The organism is Rathayibacter sp. AY1B8 (assembly GCF_002932775.1).
GTDB lineage: Bacteria > Actinomycetota > Actinomycetes > Actinomycetales > Microbacteriaceae > Rathayibacter.
In genome coordinates this window covers 25,236-49,353 of the sequence record NZ_PSWJ01000019.1, presented here as the reverse complement: position 1 = coordinate 49,353, position 24,118 = coordinate 25,236, and the positions used below count along the sequence as shown (strand labels likewise).

The window sequence follows — 24,118 nt, the reverse complement described above, 5'->3', positions numbered from 1 at the left end:
GCCTGTCGGAGCCGTACCGCGCCGCGGCGCCGGTCGGCGAGCTCGGACCGGATACGGTCCTTCGATCCGTCCCGGAGGAACCGGTGCACCGGGAGCGGACCGGGACGGGCCCTCGACCGACAGGAGACCCGTGAGACGCACCACAGCTGTGCCGGCCCTACTGGCGGCCACGCTCCTCCTGACCGGGTGCGGGAAGCCGGGAGGCGTGCAGGAGGCCGCTCCCTGTGTCCCGCTCGAGCGCACGTGGAACGACTACGCGCCGGAACTCGATCCCGTTCTGCGTCCACCGTTTCGCGAAGCCCTCGAGGGCTTCGACGAGAGCTCCTCGAACTCGATCGCGTCCGACGCTGCTCGTCTCGCCACGAGCAATCTGCTCTCCGCGATCTCCGGGGATCGACGAGCGAGCGAGTACTTCTGGAACGCCATGGACCTGATCGGCCGTGAGTGCGCCGAGGCGGGAGTCCCGCTGTCGTTCGACCACCACGGCGAGCAGTTGACCACGGGGAGCAGCGCCGACCTTGGGCGCCCGCCCTGGGCTCTCGATCCGCCGCCTCAGTCGGAGAGCGGCACGATCGAGCCGACGATCCCGGAGTAGCTCACGTAGTAGAGGACGCCGTCGCGGTGGAGGACGCCGCGGCCGGGGTAGCTCTCGTCCGGTCCGTCGGGCCCGTCGAGGAAGCCCGGAGCCGCGGTGTCGTCGGCGGTGAACCCGTCCGCGAGGAGCGCGGCGCTCCGATCCGGCCACTCCGCGTCCGGGACCGCCAGCTGCCCGACCACGACCGACACGTCGCCCTGGCCGCTCCACCGGCAGAGCACCCCGTCCTCGGCGATCTCCTGCACGACGGGGTAGTCGACGTCGTAGACCGTCGTCTCGGGCGAGAGGGCGAGACCGTCCTCGGCGAGCGACGCCTCCTCCTCGGCGGTGAGCAGGTCCTCGCAGGGGAGCAGGGCGGTGGCCGGGGTCGCGGTGGGCAGCGGAGTCGCGCTGCCGGCGCTCGCGGTCGGCACTGCACTGCTCGGCGTCGGAGCGCTCGAGATCAGCGGTGAAGCGGTCGTCGGGGCCGTCCCCCCGTCGGCGCTTCCCGTGCAGCCGCTCAGCGCGAGCAGGCCCGCCCCGCAGGCGAGCAGCGCACCGGCGCCCCTCGCGGTCGTCGTCCGGATCATCGCGAGCCCCCTCGTCCGCGGCGGCCGCGTCGCCGCCCCCTCGATCCTCTCCTCCGCCCTCGCCGGCTGTCCACCGCCCCCGGCCGGCGCCGAGGCGACTACCGCTTCGGCCCCGCGCCGATCGCCCAGACCCGCGGCGGCACGGTGCCGTTGACCGCGTGGTCGCCGACGATCCGCGCCTTGAACACCCACGGATTGTGGCTCGCGGCCGTGCGCGCATTGCGCCAGTGCCGGTCGAGGTTCTTGCGGGTGCTCACCCCGGAGGCGCCCAGCGCGTCGAAGAGGTCGGAGGTCGCCCGGGTGGCCAGCTGCGTCAGGACGATCTGGGCCTGCGCCGTCTCGAGCTCGGCGAGGTCGTTCTGCCGCTCGTCCTCGAGCGGGTCGCCGTCGAGGGCCGCGTCGTGCGCCCGCTGCAGCGCGACCGCCGCGCGCTCCACGATCGCCGCTCCCGCATAGGCGGCGGCCGAGACCTGTCCCACCACCTGCAGGATCTGCGGATCCGCCGCGAACGACTCGGCGTTCCCGTGCGAGAAGATCCGGGTCCGCGCCCGCACCTCGGCTGCGATCTCGCGCTCGGCCCCCGCGATCGAGCCCGCCAGCACGGCCAGCAGCACCGCCTGGTAGAACGCGGTCTGGTAGCGGAACCGGGTCTCGAAGTCGATCACGTCCTCGGCCGCGACCACCGCCTCCGTGAAGGTGCTCGTCCCCGAGCCTGTGGTGCGCTGGCCGAAGCCGTCCCAGTCGTCGGCGTGCTCGACGCCCGCCTGGCGAGCGTCGACGATCGCGATCACCTTCTGCCCGGTGTCGGTGCGCTGGGCGAAGGTGTCGATCCAGTCGGCGAAGACGCTGCCGGTGGAGTAGTACTTCGTGCCGGTCACCGTGAACCGCGTCGGGTCGCCCTCGACCGGAGCGACCTTCGTCTGCACGTCGCCGATCGCGACCGTGCCGACCTCGGTCCAGGCGTTGCCGCCGAGCTCGCCGTCGGCGAAGCGCCGGAGCCAGCGCTCGCGGGTCCCGTCGGTCGCGAGGAGCCGGTCCTCGACCAGGGCGAAGTGGCCGCGGAGCGCCTGGGGCAGGTTGGAGTCGGCGGCGGCCAGCTCCGTCAGCAGGCGGAACAGCTGGGGGAGGCTCGCGCCGGCCCCGCCGGACTCCAGCGGCACGCGCACCGCGCCGAACCCGGCCTCCGCCAGCGCTCGGATCTGTGCGACCGGCAGCTGGCGCGCGCTCTCGCGCGCCGCCGCCCCCGCCGCGATCTCGGCGAACAGCGGCCGGAACCGCCCCGCCAGCTCCTCGTAGTCCACCTCGGGCACGGCCCGCACGTCGGTCGCGGTCATCGTCGGCTCCTGTTCCGCTGCGCCCACCCCGGGCGGCTCGTGCTCGACGGTAGGGGAGGAGCCCGGTCCGCGGTCCGCCCGTGACGCCCGGTGTCCCTCCGTGACGCCCGGTGTCCCTCCGTGACGCCCGGATCGGGGAATGCCTCGCCCCCGGGGCTGTTGGCCCAGGGGATGTCCTCCACCACTCCCGTCCCCCCGTCCGACCCCCGCAGCGCCCTCGTCGTCGGTGCGACCGGCATCGGCGGCTCCGCCCTCGTCGACCTGCTCACCGAGCAGGGCTGGCCGGTGACCGCCCTCTCGCGCCGCCCGATCGACGCGCGCCCCGGCGTCACTCCGCTCGCCGCCGACCTGCGCTCCGCCGAGGACCTGGCCCGCGTGCTCGCCGACCAGCGCCCCACGCACGTCTTCTTCACCGCCTGGTCGCGCCAGGCGACGGAGGAGGAGAACATCGCGGTCAACGGCGGCATGGTCCGCGACCTCCTCGCCGCGCTCGCGCACGCTCCCGTCGAGCACGTCGCGCTGGTGACCGGCCTCAAGCACTACCTGGGCCCGTTCGAGGCGTACGGGCAGGGCGCGATGCCCGACACCCCGTTCCACGAGGAGGAGGAGCGCCTCGACGCCCCGAACTTCTACTACGCGCAGGAGGACGAGCTCTTCGCCGCGGCCGGGCGCGCCGGGTTCACCTGGTCGGTGCACCGCTCGCACACGGTCATCGGGCACGCCGTCGGCAACGCGATGAACATGGGGCTGACCCTCGCGGTCGCGGCGTCGATCCACCGTGCCGAGGGCACCCCGTTCGTGTTCCCCGGCTCGCTCACGCAGTGGAACGGACTCACCGACATGACCGACGCAACGATCCTCGCCGAGCAGATGCTCTGGGCGTCGACGTCGGAGGCGGGCCGCGACCAGGCCTTCAACGTGGTCAACGGCGACGTCTTCCGCTGGCGCTGGATGTGGACCCGGATCGCGGAGCACTTCGGCGTCGAGCCGGTCGGCCCGGGGGAGGAGCCGCAGCCGCTCGAGCAGCAGATGGCCGATGCCGAGCCCGTCTGGCGGCGCCTCGTCGACGAGCACGGGCTGATCGAGCCCGACCTCTCCCGCGTCGCCTCCTGGTGGCACACCGACGCCGACCTCGGCCGGAACCTCGAGGTCGTCACCGACATCGGCAAGTCCCGCCTCGCCGGCTTCACGGCGTTCCACCGGACGGTCGACTCGTTCACGGCGCTCTTCGACCGCTACCGCGCGGAGCGCCTGATCCCCTAGCGGTTCGCTGCGGCGCCCCTCGCGATGAGCACGTCCGGCGAGAGCTGGTGGCGCACGAAGCGGAGCGTGAAGCTGCGGCGGTCTCCTCCGGAGACCCGCTCGGCGAGGACGCGGATGCCGAGGACGGCGACGACGCGCCACTGCTCGGTCTCGTGGGCGACGACGGCGCAGAAGAGGTCGCCCGGGCGCACCTCGTCGACGGTGGTGGTGAGGCTGTTCGTTCCGTGGGTCATCTGGCCGCTCCTGGTTCCGGCGGACCTCGCGGACGGCGCTTCGGGTGCGCCGCGCAGCCGTCCGCCGGTCGCTCGAGAGGGGGGCCCGAGCGGCCGGCGGCCGGTCATGCGTGCGACAGCAGGGACGAGCCCGCCGGAACGACCCCGTGCCGCAGGAGCAGTGTAGGACTGCGACCCTGACCGTGGCGCGGAATGTCAACCACTTGCGAGCGCGCTCCCGGGGTTCTCAGGCCCGGAGACGACGGAACCCGCCTCCCGGGCGGGAAGGCGGGTCGTGTCGGTGTGCGGCGGCGGCGCCTGATCGGGAGCGGCTCCGGCGCGGAGGGTCAGGCGGCGGGCTCGGCGCGGCGCAGCGGAACGGCGGCGTTGCTCGTCGGCTCGGGCACGATGCGGAGGCCGGCGCCGCTGTTGGCGCGCTCCATGAGGGCCTCGACCCACTCCGGGTTGATCGTGGGCTGACGGCTGCCCTTGAACTCGAACTGGATCGGGATGGTCGGATGCATCCATACGCCGCGGCGGCCGGTGCCGGCCTGGGGGCTCGCGTCGAGGGTGAGCAGGAAGCGCTCGTCGCGGCGGAACTTGTTGATGATGACGATCTGGAGGTGGGCGAGGGCGCGGTCCTCGACCTCGATGGCGGCGGGGGGAGTGCCGTACAGGATGTTGCCCATGGTGTGCTCCGATCTGACGTGCGAGTGGCTGACGTCCGTCACTCTATATCGCTAGAAAGACTTCCTACTAGTTGAGCTAGCTACTTACGTCGCGGACTGCGTTTTCTGTCCATCGCCGCCGGACGCCTCGATTCTCCGACGGATCCGGGGCGCGGCAGAAGACCCTCGGAGTGAACTCCCGGGGACGAGCGGTCGCGGCCGTGGCGACGCCGGTCAGGCGCGGCGTTGCTCCAGCACGCCGTCGGCGTACTCGCCGATCGGCTCGCCCGCGAGTTCCTGGGCGGCGTCGACCGTCTCGGAGTCGGCCGGGCGCTCGACGATGTCGCGCATCGTCTGCAGGAAGCGGATGACGGTCCCGGCCTCGGAGGGGTTGAGCGTCTCGGCCGCCTCGAGCATGCGGCGGTGCATCTCGTCGAGCGTCTCGCGCACCTCGCGGTGGGAGGTGGGAGTGGCGACGATGCGGATGGCGCGGCGGTCGCTCGGGTGCGGCTCCCGGACCACGTGCCCGCTCTTGACCAGCCGGTCGATCAGCACGGTCGTGGAGGCGGAGGAGATGCCGAGGTAGGAGGCCAGGTCCTTCGGGCTGACGTGCAGGCCCTTCTGCTGGCGGCGCATGAGGAACTGCACGGCCAGCAGGTCGTTCTCGCCCATGCCCATGGATCCGCGGGTCCGGCGGCGCATCGCGGCCTCCGCCGTGCGGAAGGCGCGCATCGCGGCGAGGACCTCCACCGCTCCGGGCTCGGTCGCCTCACCCGAGAACCAGAAGGCCCCGGGTCGCTTCAGCGTGACCTCATCCATGCCGAACAGTCTAGACAGTCTCGTAGCAAGAACATCTAGACAAGCCAACCTCCCTCGAGGTGCTTGCCTGGAAGGGCGGCGACCACTACGAAGGGACTACTAGTTAGACGAGCTAGTGACTCATTCGCGAAGGGAGCTGCCCGTGCTGGACGAACTCGACCGCCTGCAGCCGCTCCTGCCCGACGTCGTGGATCCGCTGGTCGGCTCCACCCTGGCCGGTCGCTACCTCGTGCTCGAGCGGGTGGGGGAGGGCGGCAGCGCCGTCGTCTACCGCGCCCGCGACCTCCGCCTCGCCCGCCAGGTCGCGGTCAAGGTCCACCGCGACGTCCCGGACACCCCCAACGAGCGGGCGCGTCGCGAGCGCGAGATCCGCTTCCTGATCGACTCGCGTCACGCCTCCGTGGTGGACGTCCTCGACCAGGGCGAGATCCCCGGCGAGGAGGGCGACCTCGCGTTCCTCGTCCTCGAGTACTTCGACCGCAGCGACCCGGCGGCCGTCTGGTTCGGCTCCGGCGATCAGCGGCTCGTCGCGGAGGTCGGCGCTCAGGTGGCCGATGCTCTCGCGCACCTGCACGCGCAGGGCGTCCTGCACCGCGACGTGAAGCCCGAGAACGTCCTCGTCCGCTCGCGCGCCACCGCATCCGGCTTCTCCGCGCACGAGGCCAAGCTCAGCGATTTCGGTATCGCCCGCTCGGTCGACGACGCCCGGCTCACCCGCTCCGACGTGCTGGTGGGCACCGCCGCGTACCTCAGCCCCGAGAGCCTCGGCTCCGGCCCGGTCGGACCGGCGTCCGACGTCTACTCGCTCGGGCTGGTCCTGCTCGAGGCCGTCTCGGGCCGCAGGGCCTACACCGGCACGACGCTCGAGATCTCGATCCAGCGCCTCCACCACGCGCCCGTCGTCCCGGAGTCGGTCCCGGCGGAGTGGCGCGAGTTGCTGACCGCGATGACCGCTCTCGACCCCGCCGACCGCCCCTCCGCCGAGGAAGTGGCACGCCGGCTGTGGGCGCGCCTGGCCGGCGGCCCGGCCGCAGCCCCCACCCGCAGCGGAGTCACGGGCACGGTCGCCCTCGTCGCCGCGGGCCTGGTCGGCGCGGTGACGGCCCTCTCGCTCACCGGCTGGCTGGGCTGAGCACTCCGAGCGGTCCCCGTCCGCTCAGGTTCCTCGCGAGCGTGCTCCCGTAGGCTCCGGGCGACCCTCGACCGACCCCGAGCCGCGTCGCCGCGGACCGAACGGAGCCGATCCCATGAGCCCGCGCCGCCTCTTCCGCCTGCTGTCGATCGTCGAGGCGGTGACCTGGACTCTCCTGATCGTCGGGATGCTGCTGAAGTACGCGGCCGGAGCCGGCGACTGGCCGGTGAGCGTCGCCGGGCCGATCCACGGGTTCGCGTTCCTCGCCTACGGAGCCGCGGCCCTGGTGCTCGCGGTGAACCAGCGGTGGTCGGCGGGCGCGACGGCGCTCGCGGTCGTCAGCGCGGTCGTGCCCTATGCGACGGTCCCGCTGGAGCGCGGCTTCGAGCGCCGCGGCCTGCTGGAGGGCCCGTGGCGGACGCACGCCACGGACGACCCGCGCGACCGGCGCGTGACGAACCGGCTCCTCCGCTGGGCGCTCGCGCGGCCCGTGCTCGCCGGGGCGCTGGTCCTGGCTCTGGTCGCCGTGGTCTTCGCGGCGCTGCTGGTGGTCGGCCCGCCCGGGGGCGGCGAGGCCTGATCCCGCGCGCGGCGTACCTCAGACGGGGCGCGTCTCCGCGTCGATGAGGATCTCGGCGGCGCGACGCGCGTGCAGGGCGGCCTCCGGGGTTCCGGCGATGGCCGCGGTGGTCTGGGCGCCCTCGGCGAGGATCGCGAGCTGCGCGGCGAGCTCGGCGCCGCCTCCCGCCCCCTCGGCGAGGGTCGCGAGGAAGCGCTGGAACGTCTCCTTGTGGTCGCGCGCCATCTCGGCGACCATCGGGTTCGACGAGCCGAGCTCCCCGAAGGCGTTGATGAAGCCGCAGCCGCGGAACGAGTCCTCGGAGAACCAGTCGAAGAGGAAGTCGTAGATCGCGAGCAGCTTGCCGCGAGGTCCGTCCGCCGCGGCGACCCGGGTGGTCACGCCGAGGGTCCACTGCTCGTGCCGGCCGTGCAGGACGGCGACCACCACCGACTCCTTGCTCGGGAACTCCGAGTAGAGGCGCTTCAGCGAGACGCCCGCGGCCGTGCGGAGCTCGTCCATCCCCACGGACTGGATGCCGCGCTCGTAGTAGAGCCGGTCGGCGGCCGCGAGGATCGCCTCGCGGGGAGGGCGCTCGTCGAGGATCGGGGACATCCCTCCATGGTAGGCGGTACCAGAACGGGCGTTCTCGGTCGGCTGCCGCGCTCTCCGCAGGGGGTCCGGGGGTCGGACGCTGCTGCTAGCGTCGCGCTCGGGTGCGCAGGCGCCCGGGGACGGGAGGCGGACGCATGGTCGTCGCGATGCAGGCCGAGGGATTCGACGGGCCGGGGGCGCTGCGCGCCGTCGAGGTCCATCCGGGGGAGCCGACGCCCGGCAGGGTGCGGATCGCGGTGCGCGCCGCGGGCGTGAACCCGGCCGACGCGAAGCTCCTGCGCGGGATGTTCGGGCGCGGACGGGTGCCGGTCCGGCCGGGCAGTGAGGTCTCCGGAGTCGTGACCGCGGTCGGCGAGGGGGCCGAGGGGCCGCTCGGCCCGATCCGGGTGGGCGACGAGGTCGTGGCGTTCCGGGTCTCCGGCGGCTACTCCGCCGAGCTGGTCGCGCCCGCGAGCGCGGTCCTGCCCAAGCCCGCCGGGCTCGGCTGGGCGGCGGCCGCGGGCCTGCTGCTGGCCGGGACGACCGCCGAGCACCTCGTCGAGGCGACCCGCGTCTCCTCCGGGGACACCGTCCTGGTGCACGGGGCGAGCGGGGCCGTCGGCTCGCTCGCGGTGCAGCTCGCGGTCGCCCGCGGAGCACGGGTGCTGGGCACCACGAGCGAGCGCGGCGAGGAGGTCGTCCGCCGCTTCGGCGCGGAGCCGGTCCGCTACGGCGCCGGGCTGGAGGAGCGCGTGCGCGCCCTGGCCCCCGGCGGCGTCGACGTCGCGCTGGACACGGCGGGCACCGACGAGGCGCTGGACGCCTCGGTGGCTCTGGTCGCCGACCGCTCGCGCATCGCCACTGTGGCCGGCTTCGAGCACGCCGCCCGCCTCGGCGGGATCCTGATGCTCGGCGGCGGACCGGGAGCCGGTCCCGGCACCGCCCTCCGCGACGCCGCCCGGCCGGGCCTGCTCGACCGCGCCGGTCGCGGGGAGCTCGAGGTCGTGCTCGGGCCCTCCTTCCCGCTGACCGAGGCGGCCGCCGCGCTCGCCCTCGTCGAGTCGGGCCGCGCGCGCGGCAAGACGGTCCTGCTCCCCTGAACGAGACGTCCTCCCTCGACCTGCCTGCCCTCGGGCCCTTCGACTCAGCCGGCGCCGCGAGCCTCCTCCGCAACCACGCCCTCCCCGGAGTGGAGCGGGTCTCGGCCGACGGCCGGCGCCTGGAGCGCCTGCTCACCCTCCTCGGGGCGCCGCGGCCGATCGTGCTCGAGGTGACGGAGACCGGGCTGCGGGTGGAGGCGGAGCCGGACGTGCTGACGCCGGCGGCCGCGGTCGTCCGTGCCTGGTTCGACCTCGACTCCGACGTCGTGGCGATCGGCGCCGAGCTCTCGCGGGACCCGCTGCTCGCCCGCTCCGTCGCGGCCCGACCGGGGCTGCGCGCGACGCAGTACCCGGAGGCGTTCGAGGCGGCGGTGATGGCGGTCCTCGGCCAGCAGGTGTCCGTCGCCGCGGCCCGGACCTTCGGCGGACGGACCGCCGCGGCCTTCGGAGCCCCGGGGGAGCGCGGTCTGCTGGCGTTCCCCGCACCCGCCGCCCTGCTCGCGCCGGAGTTCGAGGCGCTGCGCTCGGCGATCGGGATCACCAACGCCCGGGCGCGGACGGTCCGTGCCGTCGCCGAGGCCTTCGCCGCCGGACCCGTGCTCGACCGCGCGGGCGACCTGCCGGAGCAGCGGCGCGCGCTCCTCGCGATCCCGGGCATCGGGCCGTGGACGGCCGACTACCTCGCGCTCCGGTTCCTCGGCGATCCGGACGCCTTCCCCGCCGGCGACCTGGTGCTGCGGAAGGCGCTCGGCCGGGTGAGCACGGCGGAGGCGGAGGCGGCGTCGCAGGCGTGGCGGCCGCACCGGGCGCACGCGGCGTTCCACCTGTGGGCGAGCACCGGAGCGGTCTGAGCGGGTGGACGACCCGAGTCGAGAGCCGCGCCCGGACCGGCGGCCGGGACCGGCCGCCGACGGATCAGGTCAGGTACTCGACGTCGTCGTACAGGATCGGCGCGTCCTCGGCATCCGGATCCTCGACCGGGACGTCCTCGTGCTCGAGGATGACCGCGACGCCCGGGGAGACCAGCACGCAGACCTCGCGCTCGCCGGCGACCGTGAAGCTCACCATGTCGCCGCGGTTGCGCACGGCCTCGACCAGGCGCTTCTCGAGCTCCTCGGTGTCGAGGGAGACGGCGAGGAGGAAGCGGCGGCCGTCGATGCTGAGCGTGGTGCGCCGCATCGTCGCCTCGGGCTCGGGAGGCGTGCCGCGTCCGCCGCGGCCCGGCGTGACCGCCTTGACCCGCAGCGACGAGGCGTGCATCCGGATGACGGCGTTCACGAGCCCGCCTCCGGGCGCGACTCGTGGTGGCGGCGGCCGCCGGAGCGGCGGTCCTCCTTCATCTCGGACTCGAAGAGGTGGCGGCGTCCGCCGGCGAGCTCGTCGCGCGCGGCGCGCTCCTGCTCCCGGAACGCGGCGTAGTAGGTGTCGTCGTAGTCCTCGACGATCTGGAAGGTCCAGCGCCCCTCGATGACGTTGCGGCCGACGAGCTCGGCCTCGATCCGCTCGGCGGTCGCGGCGTGGCCGGCCTCGCGCAGCGCGTCGACGGCCTCGCCCAGAGCGAGGTCGGCCGCGCCGGTGAGCCGGTGGAAGCCGTAGAGCAGACCGCGGGCGTGCTCGACCGTCTCGAGCGCCTCCGAGAGCTTCCCGAGCGCCGCCACGGTGGCGTCGTCGAGACCCTCCGGGCGCAGGTGCGCGGAGTCGGGGTGGTCGTGTGAGCTGCTCATCCAGGTGAGCTTAGGCCGACCTAAATGCTCTGTGACCCCCTTGCGCCGCCGCCGGGAATGGTTCGTGCCCGGAGCGGCAGGGCGGTCAGGTGCACGTCGCGGAGCACTCCGTCGTCGGCGACGGCGGTCAGGAAGGTGCAGGCCGGCTGGCGCCTCCGATCCGTCGGGGAGCCCGGATTGAGCAGGCGGAGACCCGCCGGGGAGACGGTGTCCCAGGGGATGTGGCTGTGCCCGAAGACGAGAACGTCGGCACCCGGATGGGCGGCGTCGGCGCGGGTCTCGCGGCCGGTCGCCGCTCCGGTCTCGTGCACCACGCGGACGTCGAGGCCGGCGACGCGGGCGCGCGCGACCTCGGGCAGGCGGGCGCGCAGCGGCTCCGGATCGTTGTTGCCCCACACGGCCAGCAGGAGCGCCGCCCGCTCCTCCAGCGCGTCCAGCGTCGCCTCGTCGACCCAGTCGCCCGCGTGCACGACCAGGTCGGCCTCGTCGACCGCGCGCCACACCTCGTCCGGGAGGGCCTTCGCCCGCTTCGGGAGGTGCGTGTCGGCGAGCAGGAGGAGGCGGACCGGGCCGTCGACCTCGGGTGGAGAGCCGTCGGGGCCGGGCTGGAGCAGGGGCATCAGCGGGCGGGGCCGGGCGTCGGCTCCACTCCGCCGTCGGCGCCGGGCTCGGTCGCGGTCCCGGAGCTGCGGAGGCGGGCGTCGAGCGCCTCGAGGTCGGCGGCGAACCAGAGGTGGTCGCCGCGGTTCGACTCGATGAAGAAGGCCTGCAGCGCGCTCGACTCCGCCACCGGCCCGCTGACGTCGCCGAGGATCACCAGCCGCTTGCCGTACGAGACGAACTTCTGCACGAACTCGCCGGCGATGCCGGAGCGCAGGCGGAGGAACTCGGGGTCGAGCCGGCCGACGGGCACCACGATCGTCTCGACGTCGCCGCCGTAGGTCTCGCCGATCAGCGCGATCGCGTCGTCCGGGGTCGAGAGCGCGCCTCCGTCGTCGTCGACGAGCAGGAGGGGGACGCCCTGGCGGGTCTCGGTTCTCATCGGGCCAGCCAATCACGTCGGCCGGGGAGAGGCGAGCAGTGCCGTCCGGGCCTCCGCTCGGGGCGTCCCCTCCTGCGCCGGTCGTGCTTGCGGGGACACGCCGATCAGGCGTCCGGACGGGCTGCCCGCACCGCCACTACGAGCCCGGCAGCTCGACGCGGCGCTTGAAGCCCACGTGCGAGTCGACGAAGCCCAGGCGCAGGTAGAAGCGGTGGGCGTCGGTGCGGGCGGCGTCCGAGGTCAGCTGGACGAGCGGCGTGCGGAGCTCGATCGCAGCGACGTCCAGCACCCAGCGCATCAGGGCCGTGCCGATCCCGGCCGACCGCTCGGCGCTCGCCACCCGGACCGCTTCGACGAGCAGGCGGGAGCTGCCGCGGCGCGCCATCCCGGGGATCACGGTCAGCTGCAGCGTCCCGACCACGGCTCCGGCGCCGTCCACCGCGACCACGAGATCGTTTCCCGGGTCCTGCGCGATGCTCCGGTAGGCGGCCTCGTAGGCGGCCTCGTCCTCCTCGGCGGCGACGTCTCCGCGCCCGGCGCTGATCGGGTCGTCGGAGAGGAGCCGGACGAGCGCGGGGAGGTCGTGGAGCACCGCGCGGCGGAGGAGGAGGCTCCTCTCCCCGGGGCCGGCGTCGCGGGGGAGGGTCAGGTCGGCGATCATGCCCTCATCCTCCCTCTGCTCCACGGCGGGAGCGGTGGTCGGAGGCGGGCAGGACGCGGCTGAGAGCGGCAGGGGGATCCTGACGTCCGGTCCGCACGTCCACGCGCCGCGTCCCGCAGTCGTCGCAGCAGACGTACACGACGACGCCCTCGCTGGTCCGGTGGGCCGACTCGGTCGTCCAGCCGTGCTCGTGCGGATCGACGGCGGGGGCGAGCGGCTCGGAGGGGTGCGGGGAGGGTGTGGAGGTGCGCATGGGAGCCACTGTGCTGTCATGGTCTTATGCAGCTCAACCCTTACGGCGAGTACGCGGTCCTGCTCGCCGCCTCCCTCGCGAACGACTGGCCGTCCGACCGCAAGGGCATCGAGGCGCGCACGCGCGAATACGGCATGACGATGGCCTTCGAGTCCGGCCCGGACGACCACGCCCGGACGCGCGACGTGATCGACGAGTGGCTGGAAGTGGTCGACGCGCCGACTCCGAGCGACCGGGCGACGTCGCTGAACCGCCAGATGGCCGCGATCGCCGCGTATCCGCGCCTGACCGACCACGACGACGAGGGCTGGCACCTGCACTACCGCGACCAGGACCAGTCCCTGGCGCACGTCCTCCACGCCGTCATCGCGGTCGGCACGGCGCTGCACCTGACGACCCGGGGGATGGGCCGCCTCCTGCGGTGCGAGGCCGGTCGGGCGCCGGGCGACCACTGCCGGAACGTCGTCGTCGACGTGACGCGGAACGGCCGGCAGCGGTACTGCTCCGTCCGCTGCGCGAACCGGGCCGCGGTCCGGCGGCACCGCCTGCGGCACGCGGAGTGAGTCCGCGCCGCCCCGTCACTCCGCCGCGTCGCCGCCCGGCTTCATCCAGAACGGGGAGTAGTGGTAGCCGTCGAGGTCGTCGAACTGGCGCTGGTACATGAAGGGGTAGTCGTCGGTGTCGCCGATCCGGCCTCCCGCGGCAGCGGCCCGCTCGACGAGCTCGTCGACGGCCTCGCGGCTGTCGAGGTCGAACGAGACGGTCACCTTCGAGGGGGTGCCGGGGGCGCCGATCAGCTCCTCGGTGGCGCCGACGCTCTCGTACATCGCGCGGCTAGCCAGCATGACGGACGTGTCGGGACCGATCGCGAAGCAGGAGACGTCCTCGCGGGACATCTCGGTGTTCAGGGTCCAGCCGAGCGCGGTGTAGAAGGCGGTGGCGCGCTCGACGTCGTCGACCGGGCAGGTGATGAAGAGGCTCATGCGCTCACCCTCGCCATCCGCGGGCGGGCCGTCAAGAGCTCCGCGAGGGAACTCCGGACGGCCCGCCGGGACTCAGCGGAACGACCGCAGCCGCAGGCTGTTCAGCACGACGAAGACGCTCGAGAACGCCATCGCGGCGCCGGCCACGAGCGGCCCCAGGAGTCCGGCCATCGCGAGCGGGATCGCGGCCACGTTGTAGGCGAAGGCCCAGAAGAGGTTGCCCCGGATGACCGCAAGGGTGCGGCGCCCGAGGCGCAGGGCGTCGGGCACCCGGCCGAGGTCGTCGCCGACGAGGGTGATGTCGCTCGCCTCGATCGCCGCGTCCGATCCGGCGCCCATCGCGATCCCCACGTCCGCGGCGGCCAGCGCGGCGGCGTCGTTCACACCGTCGCCGACGAAGGCGACGTGGCGGCCCTCCGCACGGAGGCGCTCGATCACCGCGAGCTTCTCCTCCGGCAGCACCTCGGCGACGACCTCGTCGATGCCGACGGCCGAGGCGACGGCCTGCGCCGCCCGCGGGTTGTCGCCGGTCAGCACCATCACCCGCAGGCCCCGCTCGCGCAGGGCGCGGACGGTGCGGGACGCCTCCGGCCTCGGCTCGTCGTGGAGGACCGCGAAGCCGCGCAGCGCCCCCTCCCAGCCGACGCCGACGACGGTGCCGCCCTCGGCGGTCGCTCGCTCGGCGCGCTCGGCGAGACCGCCCGGCGCGAAGCCCCACTGCTCCTCCAGCCAGCGCAGCCGGCCGGCGACGACCAGGCGGCCCTCGACCCGGGCGCGCACGCCGAACCCGGTGCTGGAGCGGAATCCGGTCGCCTCGGGGACGTCGAGGTGCGCGGCCCCGGCCACGATCGCTGCGGCGAGCGGATGCTCCGACCCGCGCTCGACGGCGGCGAGCATCCGCAGGCTCTCGTCGTCGCTGGACTCGACGACCTGGAAGGCGCCGGTGGTGAGCGTGCCGGTCTTGTCGAGCACGACCGTGTCGATCCGGCGCCCGGCCTCGAGCACCTCCGGCCCGCGGAGGAGGATCCCGAGCTGGGAGCCGCGGCCGGTGCCGACGAGGACGGCGGTCGGGGTGGCCAGGCCCAGCGCGCACGGGCAGGCGACGACGAGGACGGCGACGGCGGGAGAGAAGGCGGCGGCGAGGTCGGCGCCGGCGATCAGCCAGCCGGCGAGGGTGGCCAGGGCGAGAACCACCACGACCGGCACGAAGACGGAGGAGACGCGGTCGGCGAGCCGCTGGATGCGCGCCTTGCCGGCCTGCGCGTCCGAGACGAGACGGCCCATCCGCGCGAGCGTGGTCTCGGAGCCGACGCGGTCGACGCGGACGGTGAGCAGGCCGTGGGCGTTGAGAACTCCGCCGGTCACGGTCGAGCCGGGGCCGACCTCGACCGGCACGCTCTCGCCGGTGAGCATGCTCGCGTCGATCGCGCTCGAGCCCTCGAGCACGGTGCCGTCGGCGGCGACGGTCTCGCCGGGGCGCACGCGGAGGACGTCGCCGACGGCGAGCGAGGACGCGGGCACGCGCTCCTCCTGTCCGTCGGCGGCGAGGCGCACGGCGTCCTTCGCGCCGAGGCGGAGGAGCGCCCGGAGCGCCGCACCGGCGTCGCGCTTCGACCGCGCCTCCAGGTAGCGGCCGGCCAGCACGAGGACGGGGACGGCGGCGGCGACCTCGAGGTAGATCTCGTCGTGGCCGGACCGGCTGCCCAGCAGCTCGAACGGCATGCTCATGCCGGGCCGCCCGGCGTCGCCGAGGAACAGAGCCCAGACCGACCAGGCGAAGGAGGCGCTGACCCCGAGGCTGATCAGGGTGTCCATGGTGGTGGAGCCGTGCCGCAGCGCCCGCCAGGCGTTGCGGTGGAAGGGCAGCGCGCCCCAGACCGCGACCGGTGAGGCGAGGGCGAGGCACAGCCACTGCCAGTTCGCGAACTGCAGCGGCGGGATCATCGAGAGCAGGACCACCGGCACGGCGAGCAGGGCGGAGACGCGGAGCCGGGTGCGCAGGGCGCGCCGCTCGCGGTCGTCGTCGCTCTGCTCCTCCTGCTCCTCCGCGGGAGCCGCCTCGCCGGTGGAGGGGACCGTCGCGCTGTAGCCCGCGGCCTCGACGGCGGCGATCGCGTCGGCCGGAGTCGTGCCGGGCGGGAGGGTCAGCGTCGCGCGCTCGAGGGCGAGGTTGACGGTCGCGTGGACTCCGGGGAGCGCGTCGAGGCGCTTCTCGACCCGCGCGACGCAGGAGGCGCAGGTCATCCCTCCGATGGCGAGCTCGAGCGGGGTGCCGGTGGTCTCGGCCACGTCAGCTCAGGGGAGCGAGGCGGTAGCCCGCGTCGGCGACGGCGGCGGCGATCTCCTCGCGGCCGAGCGGCCGGGAGGAGCCGACCGTGACGGTCGAGACCCCGTCGGGGGCGAGGGACACGTCGACCGCCGAGACCTCGGGGTAGGCGGCGAGCTCCTCGGTGACGCTGCGGACGCAGTGCTCGCAGGTCATGCCCGCGACGCCGAAGCTCTGCACGGACGCGGCGGACAGGGAGCCCTGCGCCGCGTGGTCGGCGTCGGAGCGGCCGGCGCCGCCGTGGCCGCCGCACGCGCAGGCACCGCCTCCGCCGCAGCCGCACCCTCCCGTCGATCCGCTCGCGGTCAGGCCGAGGTCGATCCTGGTGCTCATGGGTCCTCCTGTGTCGTGCGTCCGGTCCGATCCGGTCGATCGGCCCGGTGGGCGTCCGGTCGGCACGCCGGTCGCGGCATACCCCCGGGGGGTACTCCATGGTAAGCCCGCCGAGCCCTCTCGGCAAGGCGGGAGGGCGGAGGAGGGATGATCTCAGGGGCGGCTCGGAGCCGCGCGAGGAGGGAGGGGCGCATGGATCCCGCATCGACGCCGCACTGGGGCGAGCCCCCGCCGCGCACACCGCCGGCGGTCCCGCTGCCCCCGCGCACGCGGTTCGAGCCGACCGCGCTGCTCGCCGCGCCCCTGCCCGCCCCGGCCGCCGTCCGGGCCCGGGTCCGTCAGGCCGCCCCGGAGCGGCAGCGCCGGCTGGCGGCGCTCGCCGCCGTCACCGAGGGGTTCGCCGTCCTGCGCACTCCCGAGCTCGCCCGGGCGCTACGCCGGATCGCGGCACCCGCCTCCGCCGCTCCGGCCGCCGCCGCCGCGGTGCTGGCCGTCGGCCGCGACGGACTCGAGCTCGCCGCCGAGCGCGCAGACGCCCTGCGCATCGCCGAGTGGGATCGGATCGTCTCGGTGGGCGTCGGCACCTCGCCCTCGGGTGCCCACCGGGTCCGCGCGCTGGTCCTGGCGGTCCTCGCGCCGCCGCCCGCCTCTGCCGTCCTGCGTGCGGCGAGGCGGCGCCCGCGCACCGTCCTCGTGCCCCTGGTCGTCGCCGCCCCGGCCGCCCTCGGCTGGCGCGTGGCCGACGACCGCACGTTCCTCCTCGCTCTCGACCGCCTGCAGCGCGCCCTCGAGGAGCGTGCCCGGTGAGGGCGCGGCTCCGCTTCGCCCTCGCGGCCGTCGCCGTGCTCGGCCTGGGCCTGGCGCTGCGGTTCGTGCTCACGGGGCTGCTCGCCGACCTCGCCGGCGGAGTGGCCTACGTCGTCCTGGTGGCGCTGCTGATCGCGGTGCTCCTGCCGCGCATCCCGGGCGTGACGGCTGCCGGGATCGCGCTGGCCTGGTCGATCGCGATGGAGCAGCTGCAGGCGATCGGAGTCGCAGCGCGCCTGGTCGAGCTGTGGGCGCCGCTCCGCCTCGTCGTCGGCACCACCTTCTCCTGGCTCGACATCGCGGCCTACGTCCTCGGCGCGGTCGTCGCCGCGGCCGTGCACCTCGCCGTCGCTCCGCGCGAGCAGTCCGCCTGACGGGAGTCCGCGCCCGGCGTCTCCTGTTCGCCCGTCGGCCGGGCTGCCGCGAGGCGTCCCGGCGTCCGCCGAGGTGCCGGCCTCGCCGAGGTGTCCGTGCGCTCCCCGGGGCGCCGCCGTCCCCGCGGGGCTTAGCCGGCAGACCCGCTGTCTCGGCGGAGGAGCGACGCCGACCGCCGGAGCGGCGCGGTCCCTCCGCCCCCGCGCCCCTGATTAGGGTGAAGCCATGAGCGAGCCGGCACTCCCCGAGACGACGGCCCCGCGGGCCTCGGCCCCGCACGACCACCGCCGCGACCGGCGCATCCCCGAGCCGGTCGACCGGTTCGCCACCGGCGAGGAGTACCCCGAGTACCGCGTCGACCTGGAGCGGATCCGCTTCTCGCCGTACTTCGCCCGACTCTCCGCGGTGACCCAGGTCATCTCGCCCTCGGGCGTCGGCCAGGTCGTGCACAACCGGCTCACGCACTCGATCAAGGTCACCGCGGTCGCCCGCGCGATCGCGATGCAGCTGACCACCACCGATCCCGCCCAGCGCGAGCTGGTCGAGCGGCTCGGCGGCTGCGACCCGGTGGTCGTGCAGGCCGCGGCCAGCGCGCACGACCTCGGCCACCCTCCGTTCGGCCACCTCGGCGAGCAGGCGCTCGACCGCCTCGCGCGCGAGCGGCTGGGGCTCGCGGAGGGTTTCGAGGGCAACGCGCAGTCGTTCCGGATCCTCTCCGAGCTCGACGTCTGCGAGACGGTGGAGGTGGGGCTGAACCTCACCGCCGCCTCCCGAGCCGCCGTGCTCAAGTACCCGTGGGGGCGGACGGTCCACCGCCCCGGCATCGACTCCGCCGACCCGACCGAGCTGCCCCGCGGCTCGACCGCCAGCCGGTGGGAGACCGCGCCGCCGAAGTTCTCGGCGTACACCCTCGACCTCGACGACCTGCTCGACGCCCGCTCCGGCTTCGCCGCGATCGCCCCCTGGCAGCAGACCCTCGAGTGCTCGGTCATGGACGTCGCCGACGACATCGCCTACTCGCTGCACGACCTCGACGACTTCTACCGCGCGGGAGTGCTGCAGCAGGCGGCCGTCGCCGTGGAGTTCCGCGCGTTCCTCCGCGAGCAGAACGCGCTCGCCGCCCTCGACGCCGAGGAGCTGTGGGCGCGCGCGCCCGGGCACTCGCTCGAGATGCTCCGCCGGAGGCTCGTGGCCCGCGACCCGTGGATCGCGAGCGACGAGCACTTCCGCGCCTCCGTGGAGAGAGTGTCGACCGAGCTGGTCGAGGGGCTCCTCGCGCTCCCGTTCGACGGATCGACGCGCACCGAGCGCGCGATCGAGGCCTTCGTCTCCTCCTGGATCGGCCGCCTGCAGCGCTCCGTGGTGGTGCTCGCCGAGCCGAACGTGCGCTCGGGCCACCTCTCCCTCCTCCCGGACGCCTGGCACGACGTGGCCGTGCTGAAGTTCGTGCACACCCGCTTCGTGATCGACCGGCCGGACTTCGCCACCTACCAGCGCGGCCAGTCGCAGGTGCTCGAGACGCTGGTGACCCACCTCGACGCCTGGCTGGAGGATCCACGCGACGGCTCGCGGGCTCCGCAGAAGCTGCTCGACCTGATCGAGCTCGCGACCGACGGCTACTTCCGCCTGCGCGCCGACCACCCCGACTGGCTCCCGGCCGACGAGCGCGGCCGGCCGACCTCCGACCCGGCGGCGCTGCAGCGGCTCGGCCGGGGACGCGGTGTGGTCGACTACGTCGCGACCCTGACCGACGAGCAGGCGATGGCGCTCGCCGCCCGCCTCCGCGGCGATCGCGAGCCGTGGGCGATGGGGACCTGACGCCCCGGCGGGTGGGTTGACACCGCGCGTCGCGTGTGGCATCGGCGGCTCCTCGCCCGTCGTTCCGGGGGAGGAGCCTCCGTCGGGCCGCCGAGGACGCGTTCCGCGACCGCCCAGCGGGCGTCCAGGAAGCGCAGCCTGAACGACAGCGTAAAATCACGGAGGCACATGCCAGGATCGACAACTCGACAGGGAGTTCCGTTGGACGGAAACGCAACGACCACGCACCGCAACGTCGCATTGCTGTCCGTCGCGACCACGCTGGCTCCGCGCGTGACCACCTCGGCCGAGATCGAGGCGCGGCTCGCTCCGGCGCTCAAGCGCCTGCGGCTCCCCACCGGGCTCCTCCAGCGCGTCGCCGGAGTGCACGAGCGCCGCAACTGGGGCTCCGAGCAGGGCTTCGACGGAGCGGCGATCGACGCGGGCAAGCGCGCTCTCGCCGAGGCCGGCGTCCGCGCCGACCAGATCGGCCTGATCATCAACACGTCGGTGACCCGCAAGCACCTCGAGCCCTCGGTCGCCGTGCGCCTGCACCACGGGCTCGGCCTGCCCTCGTCGGCCATCAACTTCGACATCGCGAACGCGTGCCTCGGCTTCGTCAACGGCATGACCCTCGCCGCGCAGCTGATCGACTCCGGCCAGATCCGCTACGCGCTCATCATCGACGGCGAGGACGCCGACGAGATCCAGGTCAACACCATCGAGCGCCTGAGCCGCGAGGGCGTCAAGCGCAAGGACTTCATGAGCGAGTTCGCGAGCCTGACCCTCGGCTCCGGCGCCGCCGCGGCCGTCCTCGGCCCGGCCGACGAGCACCCCAAGGGCCACCGCATCCTCGGCGGCATCACCCGCGCGGCCACGCAGTTCAACGAGCTCTGCGTCGGCAGCGTAGACGGCATGTTCACGGACGCGAAGGCGCTGCTCAAGGGCGGCATGGAGCTCGTCCTCTCGGCGTGGAAGGAGGCCACCCGCGACTGGAACTGGAGCGGGATGGACCGCTACATCACACACCAGGTGTCGGACGTGCACACCGACGCCCTGGTGAAGGCCGTCGGCATCGACCGCAGCCGCGTCCCCACGACCTACCCCACCCTCGGCAACGTCGGCCCGGCGTCGATCCCGATCACCCTGGCCCAGGAGGCCGAGACCCTGCAGCCCGGCAACCGGGTGCTGCTCATCGGAGTGGGCTCGGGCATCAACACCGCGATGCTCGAGATCGCCTGGTGACCGCGCCCCACCCGGCCGAGCGGATCCGCGGAGCGCTCGGCTCCACGGCCGCCGCGCAGATGCCCCCGGCCGGGCTCGACGGGCTCGATCCCGCGTGGTCGCGCCTCGTCGACGCTCCGGACGCCCAGGGCGTGCCGCGCCGCTGGCACCTGCTCGACACGGGCGAGGCCCTCGGCACGGAGCCCGTCGGCACCGTCCTCTGCGTGCACGGAAACCCCACCTGGTCCTACCTCTGGCGCCGCCTCGCGGCCGCCACGCTCGAGTCCGCCCGCCGCGGAGGCCCCGCCTGGCGGGTGGTCGCTGTCGATCAGCTCGAGATGGGCTTCTCCGAGCGGACCGGCGCCCTGCACACGCTCGCCGACCGCGTGCGCGAGCTCGCCAACCTCACCGACGTGCTCGGCCTCGACGACGTGGTCACCCTCGGCCACGACTGGGGCGGAGTCGTCTCGCTGGGCTGGGCGGTCGACCACCCGGAGCAGCTGCGCGCCACGATGCTCCTGAACACCGCGATCCACCAGAGCGCCGACGAGCCGATCCCGGCCCCGCTCCGGCTCGCGCTCGCGTCGGGCGTGCTCGGCGCCTCGACGGTCGGCACGCCGGCCTTCCTCGAGACGACCCTCGCGCTGGGGCACCCGGCGCTGCCCTCCGCGGTGAAGGAGGGGTACCGCGCGCCCTACCGGTCCGCGTCGCGCCGCGGCGGAGTGGGCGGCTTCGTCGCCGACATCCCGGTCGACTCCGCGCACCCGAGCGACCCGGAGCTGCAGCGCATCGCCGAGGGCGTCAGCGCCCTGACGACGCCGGCCCTGATGCTCTGGGGCCCGCTGGACCCGATCTTCTCCGACCGCTACCTCGACGACCTCGTCGACCGCCTCCCGCACGCGCAGGTCCACCGCTACGAGGGAGCGGGCCACCTGGTGGCCGAGGACGTCGACTACTCGTCCGCCGTCCTCACCTGGCTGGGCGACCTCTCCGACGGCGAGGAGCCGTTCGGCGGCGACCCCGCCCCCGACGTCCGCCGCCCGACCGCGCCGGTCGAGCCGCTCTGGGCGCACCTCGACCGCAACGCGCAGGACGACTCGCTCGCCCTGGTCGAGATGGCGCCTCCCGGAGGCGGCGGGCCCCGCTCGGTCTCGTGGCGCCTGCTCTCGCAGCGGGTCCGCGAGCTCGCCGCCGGGCTCCGCGCCTCCGGCGTCTCCCCGGGCGACCGCGTCTCGCTCCTCGTGCCGCCCGGTGCCGACCTGACGGCGCTGCTCTACGCGTGCCTGCGCATCGGAGCCGTCGTGGTCGTCGCCGACGCGGGCCTGGGCCTGCGCGGTCTCACCCGCGCGGTCCGCGGTGCCTGGCCGGATCTGGTGGTCGGCGCCCTGCCCGGCCTCGCCGTCGCGCGGGCCCTCCGCTGGCCCGGCGGCCGGGTCTCGACGCAGACCCTGCCCCGCGCCTCCGCCTCGGCCCTCGGGGTCGACACCTCGCTCGGGCAGCTGATCGAGCTCGGCCGCGCCGAGCTGGCCGCCGACCCGGAGGCGCTGGGCGAGGCGCCCGCCGCCGACGCCGTGGCCGCGATCCTGTTCACCTCCGGCTCGACCGGCCCTGCCAAGGGCGTCGTCTACACGCACCGCCAGCTCGCCGGCGTCCGCGACGCGCTCGCCCGCCAGTACGGGATCGGACCGGGCACCGGGCTCGTCGCGGGCTTCGCGCCGTTCGCCCTGCTGGGCCCCGCGCTGGGCACGCGCTCCGCCACTCCGGACATGGACGTCACCGCGCCCCGGACGCTCACCGCGGCCGCCGTCGCCGCGGCCGCCGCCCGGGTCGACGCGACCGTGCTGTTCCTCTCGCCGGCCGCACTGGCCAACGTCGTGGCCACAGCCGGCGCGCTCGACACTGACGACCACCGCGCCCTCGCCGGCGTGCGCACCTTCCTCTCGGCCGGCGCCCCCGTCTCGGCGGGACTGCTCGGCGAGGCGCAGGCGCTCATGCCGAACGCCTCCGCCCGCACTCCCTACGGCATGACCGAGGGGCTGCTGCTCACCGACGCGTCGCTGGAGGGCATCCGCGAGGCCGCCTCCGACGACGATCCGCGCGGAGGCGTCTGCGTGGGCGTGCCCGCCGCGGGCGTCCGGCTGCGGATCGCCCCGCTCGACGCCGGCGGCCGCGCCGCGGACGAGCCGGAGGAGATCACCGGCACGACCGGCGAGATCGTCGTCTCGGCCGGTCACGTCGAGGACCACTACGAGCGCCTCTGGCTCACCGACCGCGCCGCCCGCGTCGGCGCCGTCCCGGGCGAGCGCTGGCACCGCACCGGGGACGTCGGGCGGATCGACTCCGCCGGCCGCCTCTGGGTCGAGGGCAGGATGCCGCACGTCGTCGTCACGCCGGACGGCGTCGTCACGCCGGTCGGACCGGAGCAGCGGATCGAGGCGCGCGTCACCTCGGTCGCCCGCGCCGCGATCGTCGGAGCCGGCCCGCGCGGAGTCGCGCAGCTGGTCGCCGTGGTCGAGCTGCGCTCGGGCGCGCGCCGCGTGGTGCTGGCCGAGGAGGCCCTCGCCGCCGAGGTGCGCGCGGCCGTCGCCCGGCCCGTCGCCGCGGTTCTCGTCGTCCCGGCGCTGCCCACCGACATCCGCCACAACTCCAAGATCGACCGGGCCGCGCTCTCGCGCTGGGCCGAGGGCGTGCTCGCCGGCGGCCGGATGGTGGCGCCGTGAGGGTCCTGGTCACCGGCGCGAGCGGCCTGCTCGGCGGTGCGGTGGCCGCGGGCCTCGTCGCCCAGGGGCACGAGGTCCGCACCTTCCAGCGTCGGCCCTCCGGGGTCGCGGGCGTCGAGGAGGCGCGGGGCTCGCTGACGGATCCGCGCGCGGTCGAGGAGGCCGTCGACGCGGCCGAGGGCGTCGTGCACCTCGCCGCGAAGGTCTCGCTCGCCGGCGATCCTGGCGACTTCGACCGCGTGAACATCGACGGTACCCGGCGTCTGCTCGCCGCCGCCGCCCGCGCCGGCGTGAGCCGCTTCGTCCAGATCTCGTCGCCCTCCGTCGCCCACTCCGGCTCCTCGATCATCGGCGACGACGCCGAGCCCGCCGATCCGGACCGGGCCCGCGGCGACTACGCGCGCACCAAGGCCCGGGCCGAGCTGCTGGCCCTCGCGGCCGACGCCCCCGGCTTCGCGGTGGTCGCCGTGCGCCCGCACCTGGTCTGGGGTCCGGGCGACACCCAGCTCGTCGCCCGCATCGTCGAGCGGGCGCGCACCGGCCGACTGCCGCTCCTCGGGCACGGCCAGGCGCTGATCGACTCCACCTACATCGACAACGCCGCCTCGGCGATCGTCGCCGCTCTCGGGCGGGCGGAGGAGGTGCACGGCCGCTCCTACGTCGTCACCAACGGCGAGCCGCGCCCCGTCGCCGAGCTGCTCGCCGGGATCTGCCGCGCCTCGGGCGTCGAGCCGCCGCGCTGGTCCGTCCCTGCCTCCGTCGCCCGCGTCGCGGGATCACTCGTCGAGCGCGTGTGGGCCGTGCGGCCCGGCGCCGATGAGCCGCCGATGACCCGCTTCCTCGCCGAGCAGCTCTCGACCGCGCACTGGTTCGACCAGCGCCGCACGCGCGCCGATCTGCAGTGGAGCCCGTCGGTCACCCTCGACGAGGGTCTGGCGCGCCTGTCCGCCGCCCGCTGAGGCGCCGGCTCCGGAGACGACGGAACGGACGGGACTCCGTCGCCGAGGCGAGGGGGTCCCGTCCGACCG

Annotated in this window: 28 protein-coding genes; 13 read left to right on the top strand and 15 right to left on the bottom strand. The window is 74.8% G+C overall.

Translation table 11 applies throughout. The features are described from left to right. The first annotated feature begins 130 nt into the window (after positions 1 to 130). Positions 131 to 595, top strand: coding sequence for a hypothetical protein (locus C5C63_RS12010; protein WP_146086389.1), 465 nt, complete (start codon positions 131 to 133; stop codon positions 593 to 595). On the opposite strand, the gene C5C63_RS12005 is transcribed toward C5C63_RS12010, so the two are convergent. Further along, a complete protein-coding gene (locus tag C5C63_RS12005) occupies positions 553 to 1,164 on the bottom strand; it encodes a hypothetical protein (protein WP_104266702.1) in 612 nt (203 codons plus the stop codon). The two genes, C5C63_RS12010 and C5C63_RS12005, sit on opposite strands and share 43 nt — an antisense overlap. 98 nt (positions 1,165 to 1,262) lie before the next feature. Further along, a complete protein-coding gene (locus C5C63_RS12000) occupies positions 1,263 to 2,498 on the bottom strand; it encodes an acyl-CoA dehydrogenase family protein (RefSeq protein ID WP_104326113.1) in 1,236 nt (411 codons plus the stop codon). A gap of 171 nt (positions 2,499 to 2,669) precedes the next feature. Here C5C63_RS12000 and C5C63_RS11995 point away from each other — a divergent pair, with 171 nt between their 5' ends. Beyond that, on the top strand, positions 2,670 to 3,761 hold the full coding sequence (locus tag C5C63_RS11995; protein WP_104224165.1) for an SDR family oxidoreductase: 1,092 nt from the start codon (positions 2,670 to 2,672) through the stop codon (positions 3,759 to 3,761). Here C5C63_RS11995 and C5C63_RS11990 read toward each other — a convergent pair. From C5C63_RS11990 to C5C63_RS11980, 3 genes are all read right to left on the bottom strand, one after another. Next, positions 3,758 to 3,994 (bottom strand): hypothetical protein, encoded by a 237-nt coding sequence (locus tag C5C63_RS11990; protein WP_104225949.1) that lies wholly within the window; start codon positions 3,992 to 3,994, stop codon positions 3,758 to 3,760. The two genes, C5C63_RS11995 and C5C63_RS11990, sit on opposite strands and share 4 nt — an antisense overlap. A gap of 326 nt (positions 3,995 to 4,320) precedes the next feature. After that, entirely contained in the window at positions 4,321 to 4,662 is a 342-nt protein-coding gene (locus tag C5C63_RS11985) for an ATP-dependent DNA ligase (RefSeq protein WP_104224199.1), read from the bottom strand. Positions 4,663 to 4,875: 213 nt separating this feature from the next. Then, positions 4,876 to 5,460 carry a MarR family winged helix-turn-helix transcriptional regulator gene (locus tag C5C63_RS11980; protein WP_104282456.1) on the bottom strand — a complete coding sequence of 195 codons (585 nt, stop codon included), beginning with the start codon at positions 5,458 to 5,460 and terminating at the stop codon, positions 4,876 to 4,878. Positions 5,461 to 5,602: 142 nt separating this feature from the next. Between C5C63_RS11980 and C5C63_RS11975 the strand changes: the two genes are divergently transcribed. Both C5C63_RS11975 and C5C63_RS11970 read left to right on the top strand, forming a co-directional pair. Then, positions 5,603 to 6,592, top strand: coding sequence for a serine/threonine-protein kinase (locus tag C5C63_RS11975; RefSeq protein WP_181110612.1), 990 nt, complete (start codon positions 5,603 to 5,605; stop codon positions 6,590 to 6,592). A gap of 115 nt (positions 6,593 to 6,707) precedes the next feature. Beyond that, positions 6,708 to 7,172, top strand: coding sequence for a DUF3817 domain-containing protein (locus tag C5C63_RS11970; RefSeq protein WP_104326111.1), 465 nt, complete (start codon positions 6,708 to 6,710; stop codon positions 7,170 to 7,172). A gap of 18 nt (positions 7,173 to 7,190) precedes the next feature. On the opposite strand, the gene C5C63_RS11965 is transcribed toward C5C63_RS11970, so the two are convergent. After that, a complete protein-coding gene (locus C5C63_RS11965; protein WP_104326110.1) occupies positions 7,191 to 7,766 on the bottom strand; it encodes a TetR/AcrR family transcriptional regulator in 576 nt (191 codons plus the stop codon). 134 nt (positions 7,767 to 7,900) lie between these two features. Here C5C63_RS11965 and C5C63_RS11960 point away from each other — a divergent pair, with 134 nt between their 5' ends. Both C5C63_RS11960 and C5C63_RS11955 read left to right on the top strand, forming a co-directional pair. Then, on the top strand, positions 7,901 to 8,845 hold the full coding sequence (locus C5C63_RS11960; protein ID WP_258065449.1) for an NADP-dependent oxidoreductase: 945 nt from the start codon (positions 7,901 to 7,903) through the stop codon (positions 8,843 to 8,845). Then, the gene (locus C5C63_RS11955) at positions 8,842 to 9,696 is read left to right on the top strand and encodes an AlkA N-terminal domain-containing protein (RefSeq protein ID WP_308471549.1); all 855 of its coding nucleotides are present in this window, start codon (positions 8,842 to 8,844) and stop codon (positions 9,694 to 9,696) included. Before C5C63_RS11960 ends, C5C63_RS11955 begins: the two co-directional genes overlap by 4 nt. 64 nt (positions 9,697 to 9,760) lie before the next feature. Here C5C63_RS11955 and C5C63_RS11950 read toward each other — a convergent pair whose 3' ends face one another. The 6 genes from C5C63_RS11950 to C5C63_RS11925 form a co-directional block, all read right to left on the bottom strand. Continuing rightward, on the bottom strand, positions 9,761 to 10,123 hold the full coding sequence (locus C5C63_RS11950; RefSeq protein WP_104224172.1) for a hypothetical protein: 363 nt from the start codon (positions 10,121 to 10,123) through the stop codon (positions 9,761 to 9,763). Further along, a complete protein-coding gene (locus tag C5C63_RS11945) occupies positions 10,120 to 10,569 on the bottom strand; it encodes a hypothetical protein (protein ID WP_104224173.1) in 450 nt (149 codons plus the stop codon). Before C5C63_RS11945 ends, C5C63_RS11950 begins: the two co-directional genes overlap by 4 nt. 20 nt (positions 10,570 to 10,589) lie before the next feature. Then, on the bottom strand, positions 10,590 to 11,189 hold the full coding sequence (locus C5C63_RS11940) for a metallophosphoesterase (protein WP_104287709.1): 600 nt from the start codon (positions 11,187 to 11,189) through the stop codon (positions 10,590 to 10,592). Beyond that, a complete protein-coding gene (locus C5C63_RS11935) occupies positions 11,189 to 11,611 on the bottom strand; it encodes a DUF4180 domain-containing protein (protein WP_104233454.1) in 423 nt (140 codons plus the stop codon). Before C5C63_RS11935 ends, C5C63_RS11940 begins: the two co-directional genes overlap by 1 nt. A gap of 136 nt (positions 11,612 to 11,747) precedes the next feature. Next, positions 11,748 to 12,272, bottom strand: a complete 525-nt coding sequence (locus C5C63_RS11930) for a GNAT family N-acetyltransferase (protein WP_104326108.1) — start codon at positions 12,270 to 12,272, stop codon at positions 11,748 to 11,750. A 4-nt stretch (positions 12,273 to 12,276) separates the two neighbouring features. Beyond that, on the bottom strand, positions 12,277 to 12,525 hold the full coding sequence (locus tag C5C63_RS11925; RefSeq protein ID WP_104326107.1) for a hypothetical protein: 249 nt from the start codon (positions 12,523 to 12,525) through the stop codon (positions 12,277 to 12,279). A gap of 26 nt (positions 12,526 to 12,551) precedes the next feature. On the opposite strand from C5C63_RS11925, the gene C5C63_RS11920 reads away from it, so the two are divergent. Beyond that, positions 12,552 to 13,088, top strand: a complete 537-nt coding sequence (locus tag C5C63_RS11920; RefSeq protein ID WP_104326106.1) for a CGNR zinc finger domain-containing protein — start codon at positions 12,552 to 12,554, stop codon at positions 13,086 to 13,088. A gap of 15 nt (positions 13,089 to 13,103) precedes the next feature. Here the strand turns inward: C5C63_RS11920 and C5C63_RS11915 are convergent, their stop codons facing one another. The 3 genes from C5C63_RS11915 to C5C63_RS17425 all read right to left on the bottom strand — a co-directional run bounded on the left by C5C63_RS11915 (position 13,104) and on the right by C5C63_RS17425 (position 16,167). Further along, entirely contained in the window at positions 13,104 to 13,508 is a 405-nt protein-coding gene (locus C5C63_RS11915) for a VOC family protein (RefSeq protein WP_104257136.1), read from the bottom strand. Between the two features lie 72 nt (positions 13,509 to 13,580). Next, a complete protein-coding gene (locus C5C63_RS11910; RefSeq protein WP_258065448.1) occupies positions 13,581 to 15,797 on the bottom strand; it encodes a cation-translocating P-type ATPase in 2,217 nt (738 codons plus the stop codon). Between the two features lies 1 nt (position 15,798). Continuing rightward, positions 15,799 to 16,167, bottom strand: a complete 369-nt coding sequence (locus tag C5C63_RS17425; protein WP_104326105.1) for a heavy-metal-associated domain-containing protein — start codon at positions 16,165 to 16,167, stop codon at positions 15,799 to 15,801. A 192-nt stretch (positions 16,168 to 16,359) separates the two neighbouring features. Here C5C63_RS17425 and C5C63_RS17090 point away from each other — a divergent pair, with 192 nt between their 5' ends. The 6 genes from C5C63_RS17090 (at position 16,360) to C5C63_RS11880 (ending at position 24,049) form a co-directional block, all read left to right on the top strand. After that, positions 16,360 to 16,974, top strand: a complete 615-nt coding sequence (locus tag C5C63_RS17090) for a hypothetical protein (protein ID WP_181067801.1) — start codon at positions 16,360 to 16,362, stop codon at positions 16,972 to 16,974. Further along, positions 16,971 to 17,348, top strand: coding sequence for a DUF2809 domain-containing protein (locus C5C63_RS17085; RefSeq protein WP_181027128.1), 378 nt, complete (start codon positions 16,971 to 16,973; stop codon positions 17,346 to 17,348). Before C5C63_RS17090 ends, C5C63_RS17085 begins: the two co-directional genes overlap by 4 nt. Before the next feature lie 226 nt (positions 17,349 to 17,574). Further along, positions 17,575 to 19,167 (top strand): deoxyguanosinetriphosphate triphosphohydrolase family protein, encoded by a 1,593-nt coding sequence (locus tag C5C63_RS11895; protein ID WP_104233447.1) that lies wholly within the window; start codon positions 17,575 to 17,577, stop codon positions 19,165 to 19,167. Between the two features lie 168 nt (positions 19,168 to 19,335). Next, complete coding sequence (locus tag C5C63_RS11890) at positions 19,336 to 20,391, top strand: 3-oxoacyl-ACP synthase III (RefSeq protein ID WP_104224183.1); 1,056 nt, start codon at positions 19,336 to 19,338, stop codon at positions 20,389 to 20,391. A gap of 59 nt (positions 20,392 to 20,450) precedes the next feature. After that, positions 20,451 to 23,090, top strand: a complete 2,640-nt coding sequence (locus C5C63_RS11885) for an alpha/beta fold hydrolase (RefSeq protein ID WP_104326125.1) — start codon at positions 20,451 to 20,453, stop codon at positions 23,088 to 23,090. Beyond that, on the top strand, positions 23,087 to 24,049 hold the full coding sequence (locus tag C5C63_RS11880) for an NAD(P)-dependent oxidoreductase (RefSeq protein WP_104326103.1): 963 nt from the start codon (positions 23,087 to 23,089) through the stop codon (positions 24,047 to 24,049). The genes C5C63_RS11885 and C5C63_RS11880 overlap by 4 nt, the downstream gene beginning before the upstream one ends. The last annotated feature ends 69 nt before the right edge of the window (positions 24,050 to 24,118 follow it).

Bases quoted from the DNA above. Each gene is read 5' to 3' on its own strand.
- C5C63_RS12005 (WP_104266702.1), bottom strand. From the start codon at position 1,164: ATGATCCGGACGACGACCGCGAGGGGCGCCGGTGCGCTGCTCGCCTGC.
- C5C63_RS12000 (WP_104326113.1), bottom strand. From the start codon at position 2,498: ATGACCGCGACCGACGTGCGGGCCGTGCCCGAGGTGGACTACGAGGAG.
- C5C63_RS11995 (WP_104224165.1), top strand. From the start codon at position 2,670: ATGTCCTCCACCACTCCCGTCCCCCCGTCCGACCCCCGCAGCGCCCTC.
- C5C63_RS11990 (WP_104225949.1), bottom strand. From the start codon at position 3,994: ATGACCCACGGAACGAACAGCCTCACCACCACCGTCGACGAGGTGCGC.
- C5C63_RS11985 (WP_104224199.1), bottom strand. From the start codon at position 4,662: ATGGGCAACATCCTGTACGGCACTCCCCCCGCCGCCATCGAGGTCGAG.
- C5C63_RS11980 (WP_104282456.1), bottom strand. From the start codon at position 5,460: ATGGATGAGGTCACGCTGAAGCGACCCGGGGCCTTCTGGTTCTCGGGT.
- C5C63_RS11970 (WP_104326111.1), top strand. From the start codon at position 6,708: ATGAGCCCGCGCCGCCTCTTCCGCCTGCTGTCGATCGTCGAGGCGGTG.
- C5C63_RS11965 (WP_104326110.1), bottom strand. From the start codon at position 7,766: ATGTCCCCGATCCTCGACGAGCGCCCTCCCCGCGAGGCGATCCTCGCG.
- C5C63_RS11960 (WP_258065449.1), top strand. From the start codon at position 7,901: ATGGTCGTCGCGATGCAGGCCGAGGGATTCGACGGGCCGGGGGCGCTG.
- C5C63_RS11945 (WP_104224173.1), bottom strand. From the start codon at position 10,569: ATGAGCAGCTCACACGACCACCCCGACTCCGCGCACCTGCGCCCGGAG.
- C5C63_RS11940 (WP_104287709.1), bottom strand. From the start codon at position 11,189: ATGCCCCTGCTCCAGCCCGGCCCCGACGGCTCTCCACCCGAGGTCGAC.
- C5C63_RS11935 (WP_104233454.1), bottom strand. From the start codon at position 11,611: ATGAGAACCGAGACCCGCCAGGGCGTCCCCCTCCTGCTCGTCGACGAC.
- C5C63_RS11930 (WP_104326108.1), bottom strand. From the start codon at position 12,272: ATGATCGCCGACCTGACCCTCCCCCGCGACGCCGGCCCCGGGGAGAGG.
- C5C63_RS11925 (WP_104326107.1), bottom strand. From the start codon at position 12,525: ATGCGCACCTCCACACCCTCCCCGCACCCCTCCGAGCCGCTCGCCCCC.
- C5C63_RS11920 (WP_104326106.1), top strand. From the start codon at position 12,552: ATGCAGCTCAACCCTTACGGCGAGTACGCGGTCCTGCTCGCCGCCTCC.
- C5C63_RS11915 (WP_104257136.1), bottom strand. From the start codon at position 13,508: ATGAGCCTCTTCATCACCTGCCCGGTCGACGACGTCGAGCGCGCCACC.
- C5C63_RS17425 (WP_104326105.1), bottom strand. From the start codon at position 16,167: ATGAGCACCAGGATCGACCTCGGCCTGACCGCGAGCGGATCGACGGGA.
- C5C63_RS17090 (WP_181067801.1), top strand. From the start codon at position 16,360: ATGGATCCCGCATCGACGCCGCACTGGGGCGAGCCCCCGCCGCGCACA.
- C5C63_RS11895 (WP_104233447.1), top strand. From the start codon at position 17,575: ATGAGCGAGCCGGCACTCCCCGAGACGACGGCCCCGCGGGCCTCGGCC.
- C5C63_RS11890 (WP_104224183.1), top strand. From the start codon at position 19,336: ATGCCAGGATCGACAACTCGACAGGGAGTTCCGTTGGACGGAAACGCA.
- C5C63_RS11885 (WP_104326125.1), top strand. From the start codon at position 20,451: ATGCCCCCGGCCGGGCTCGACGGGCTCGATCCCGCGTGGTCGCGCCTC.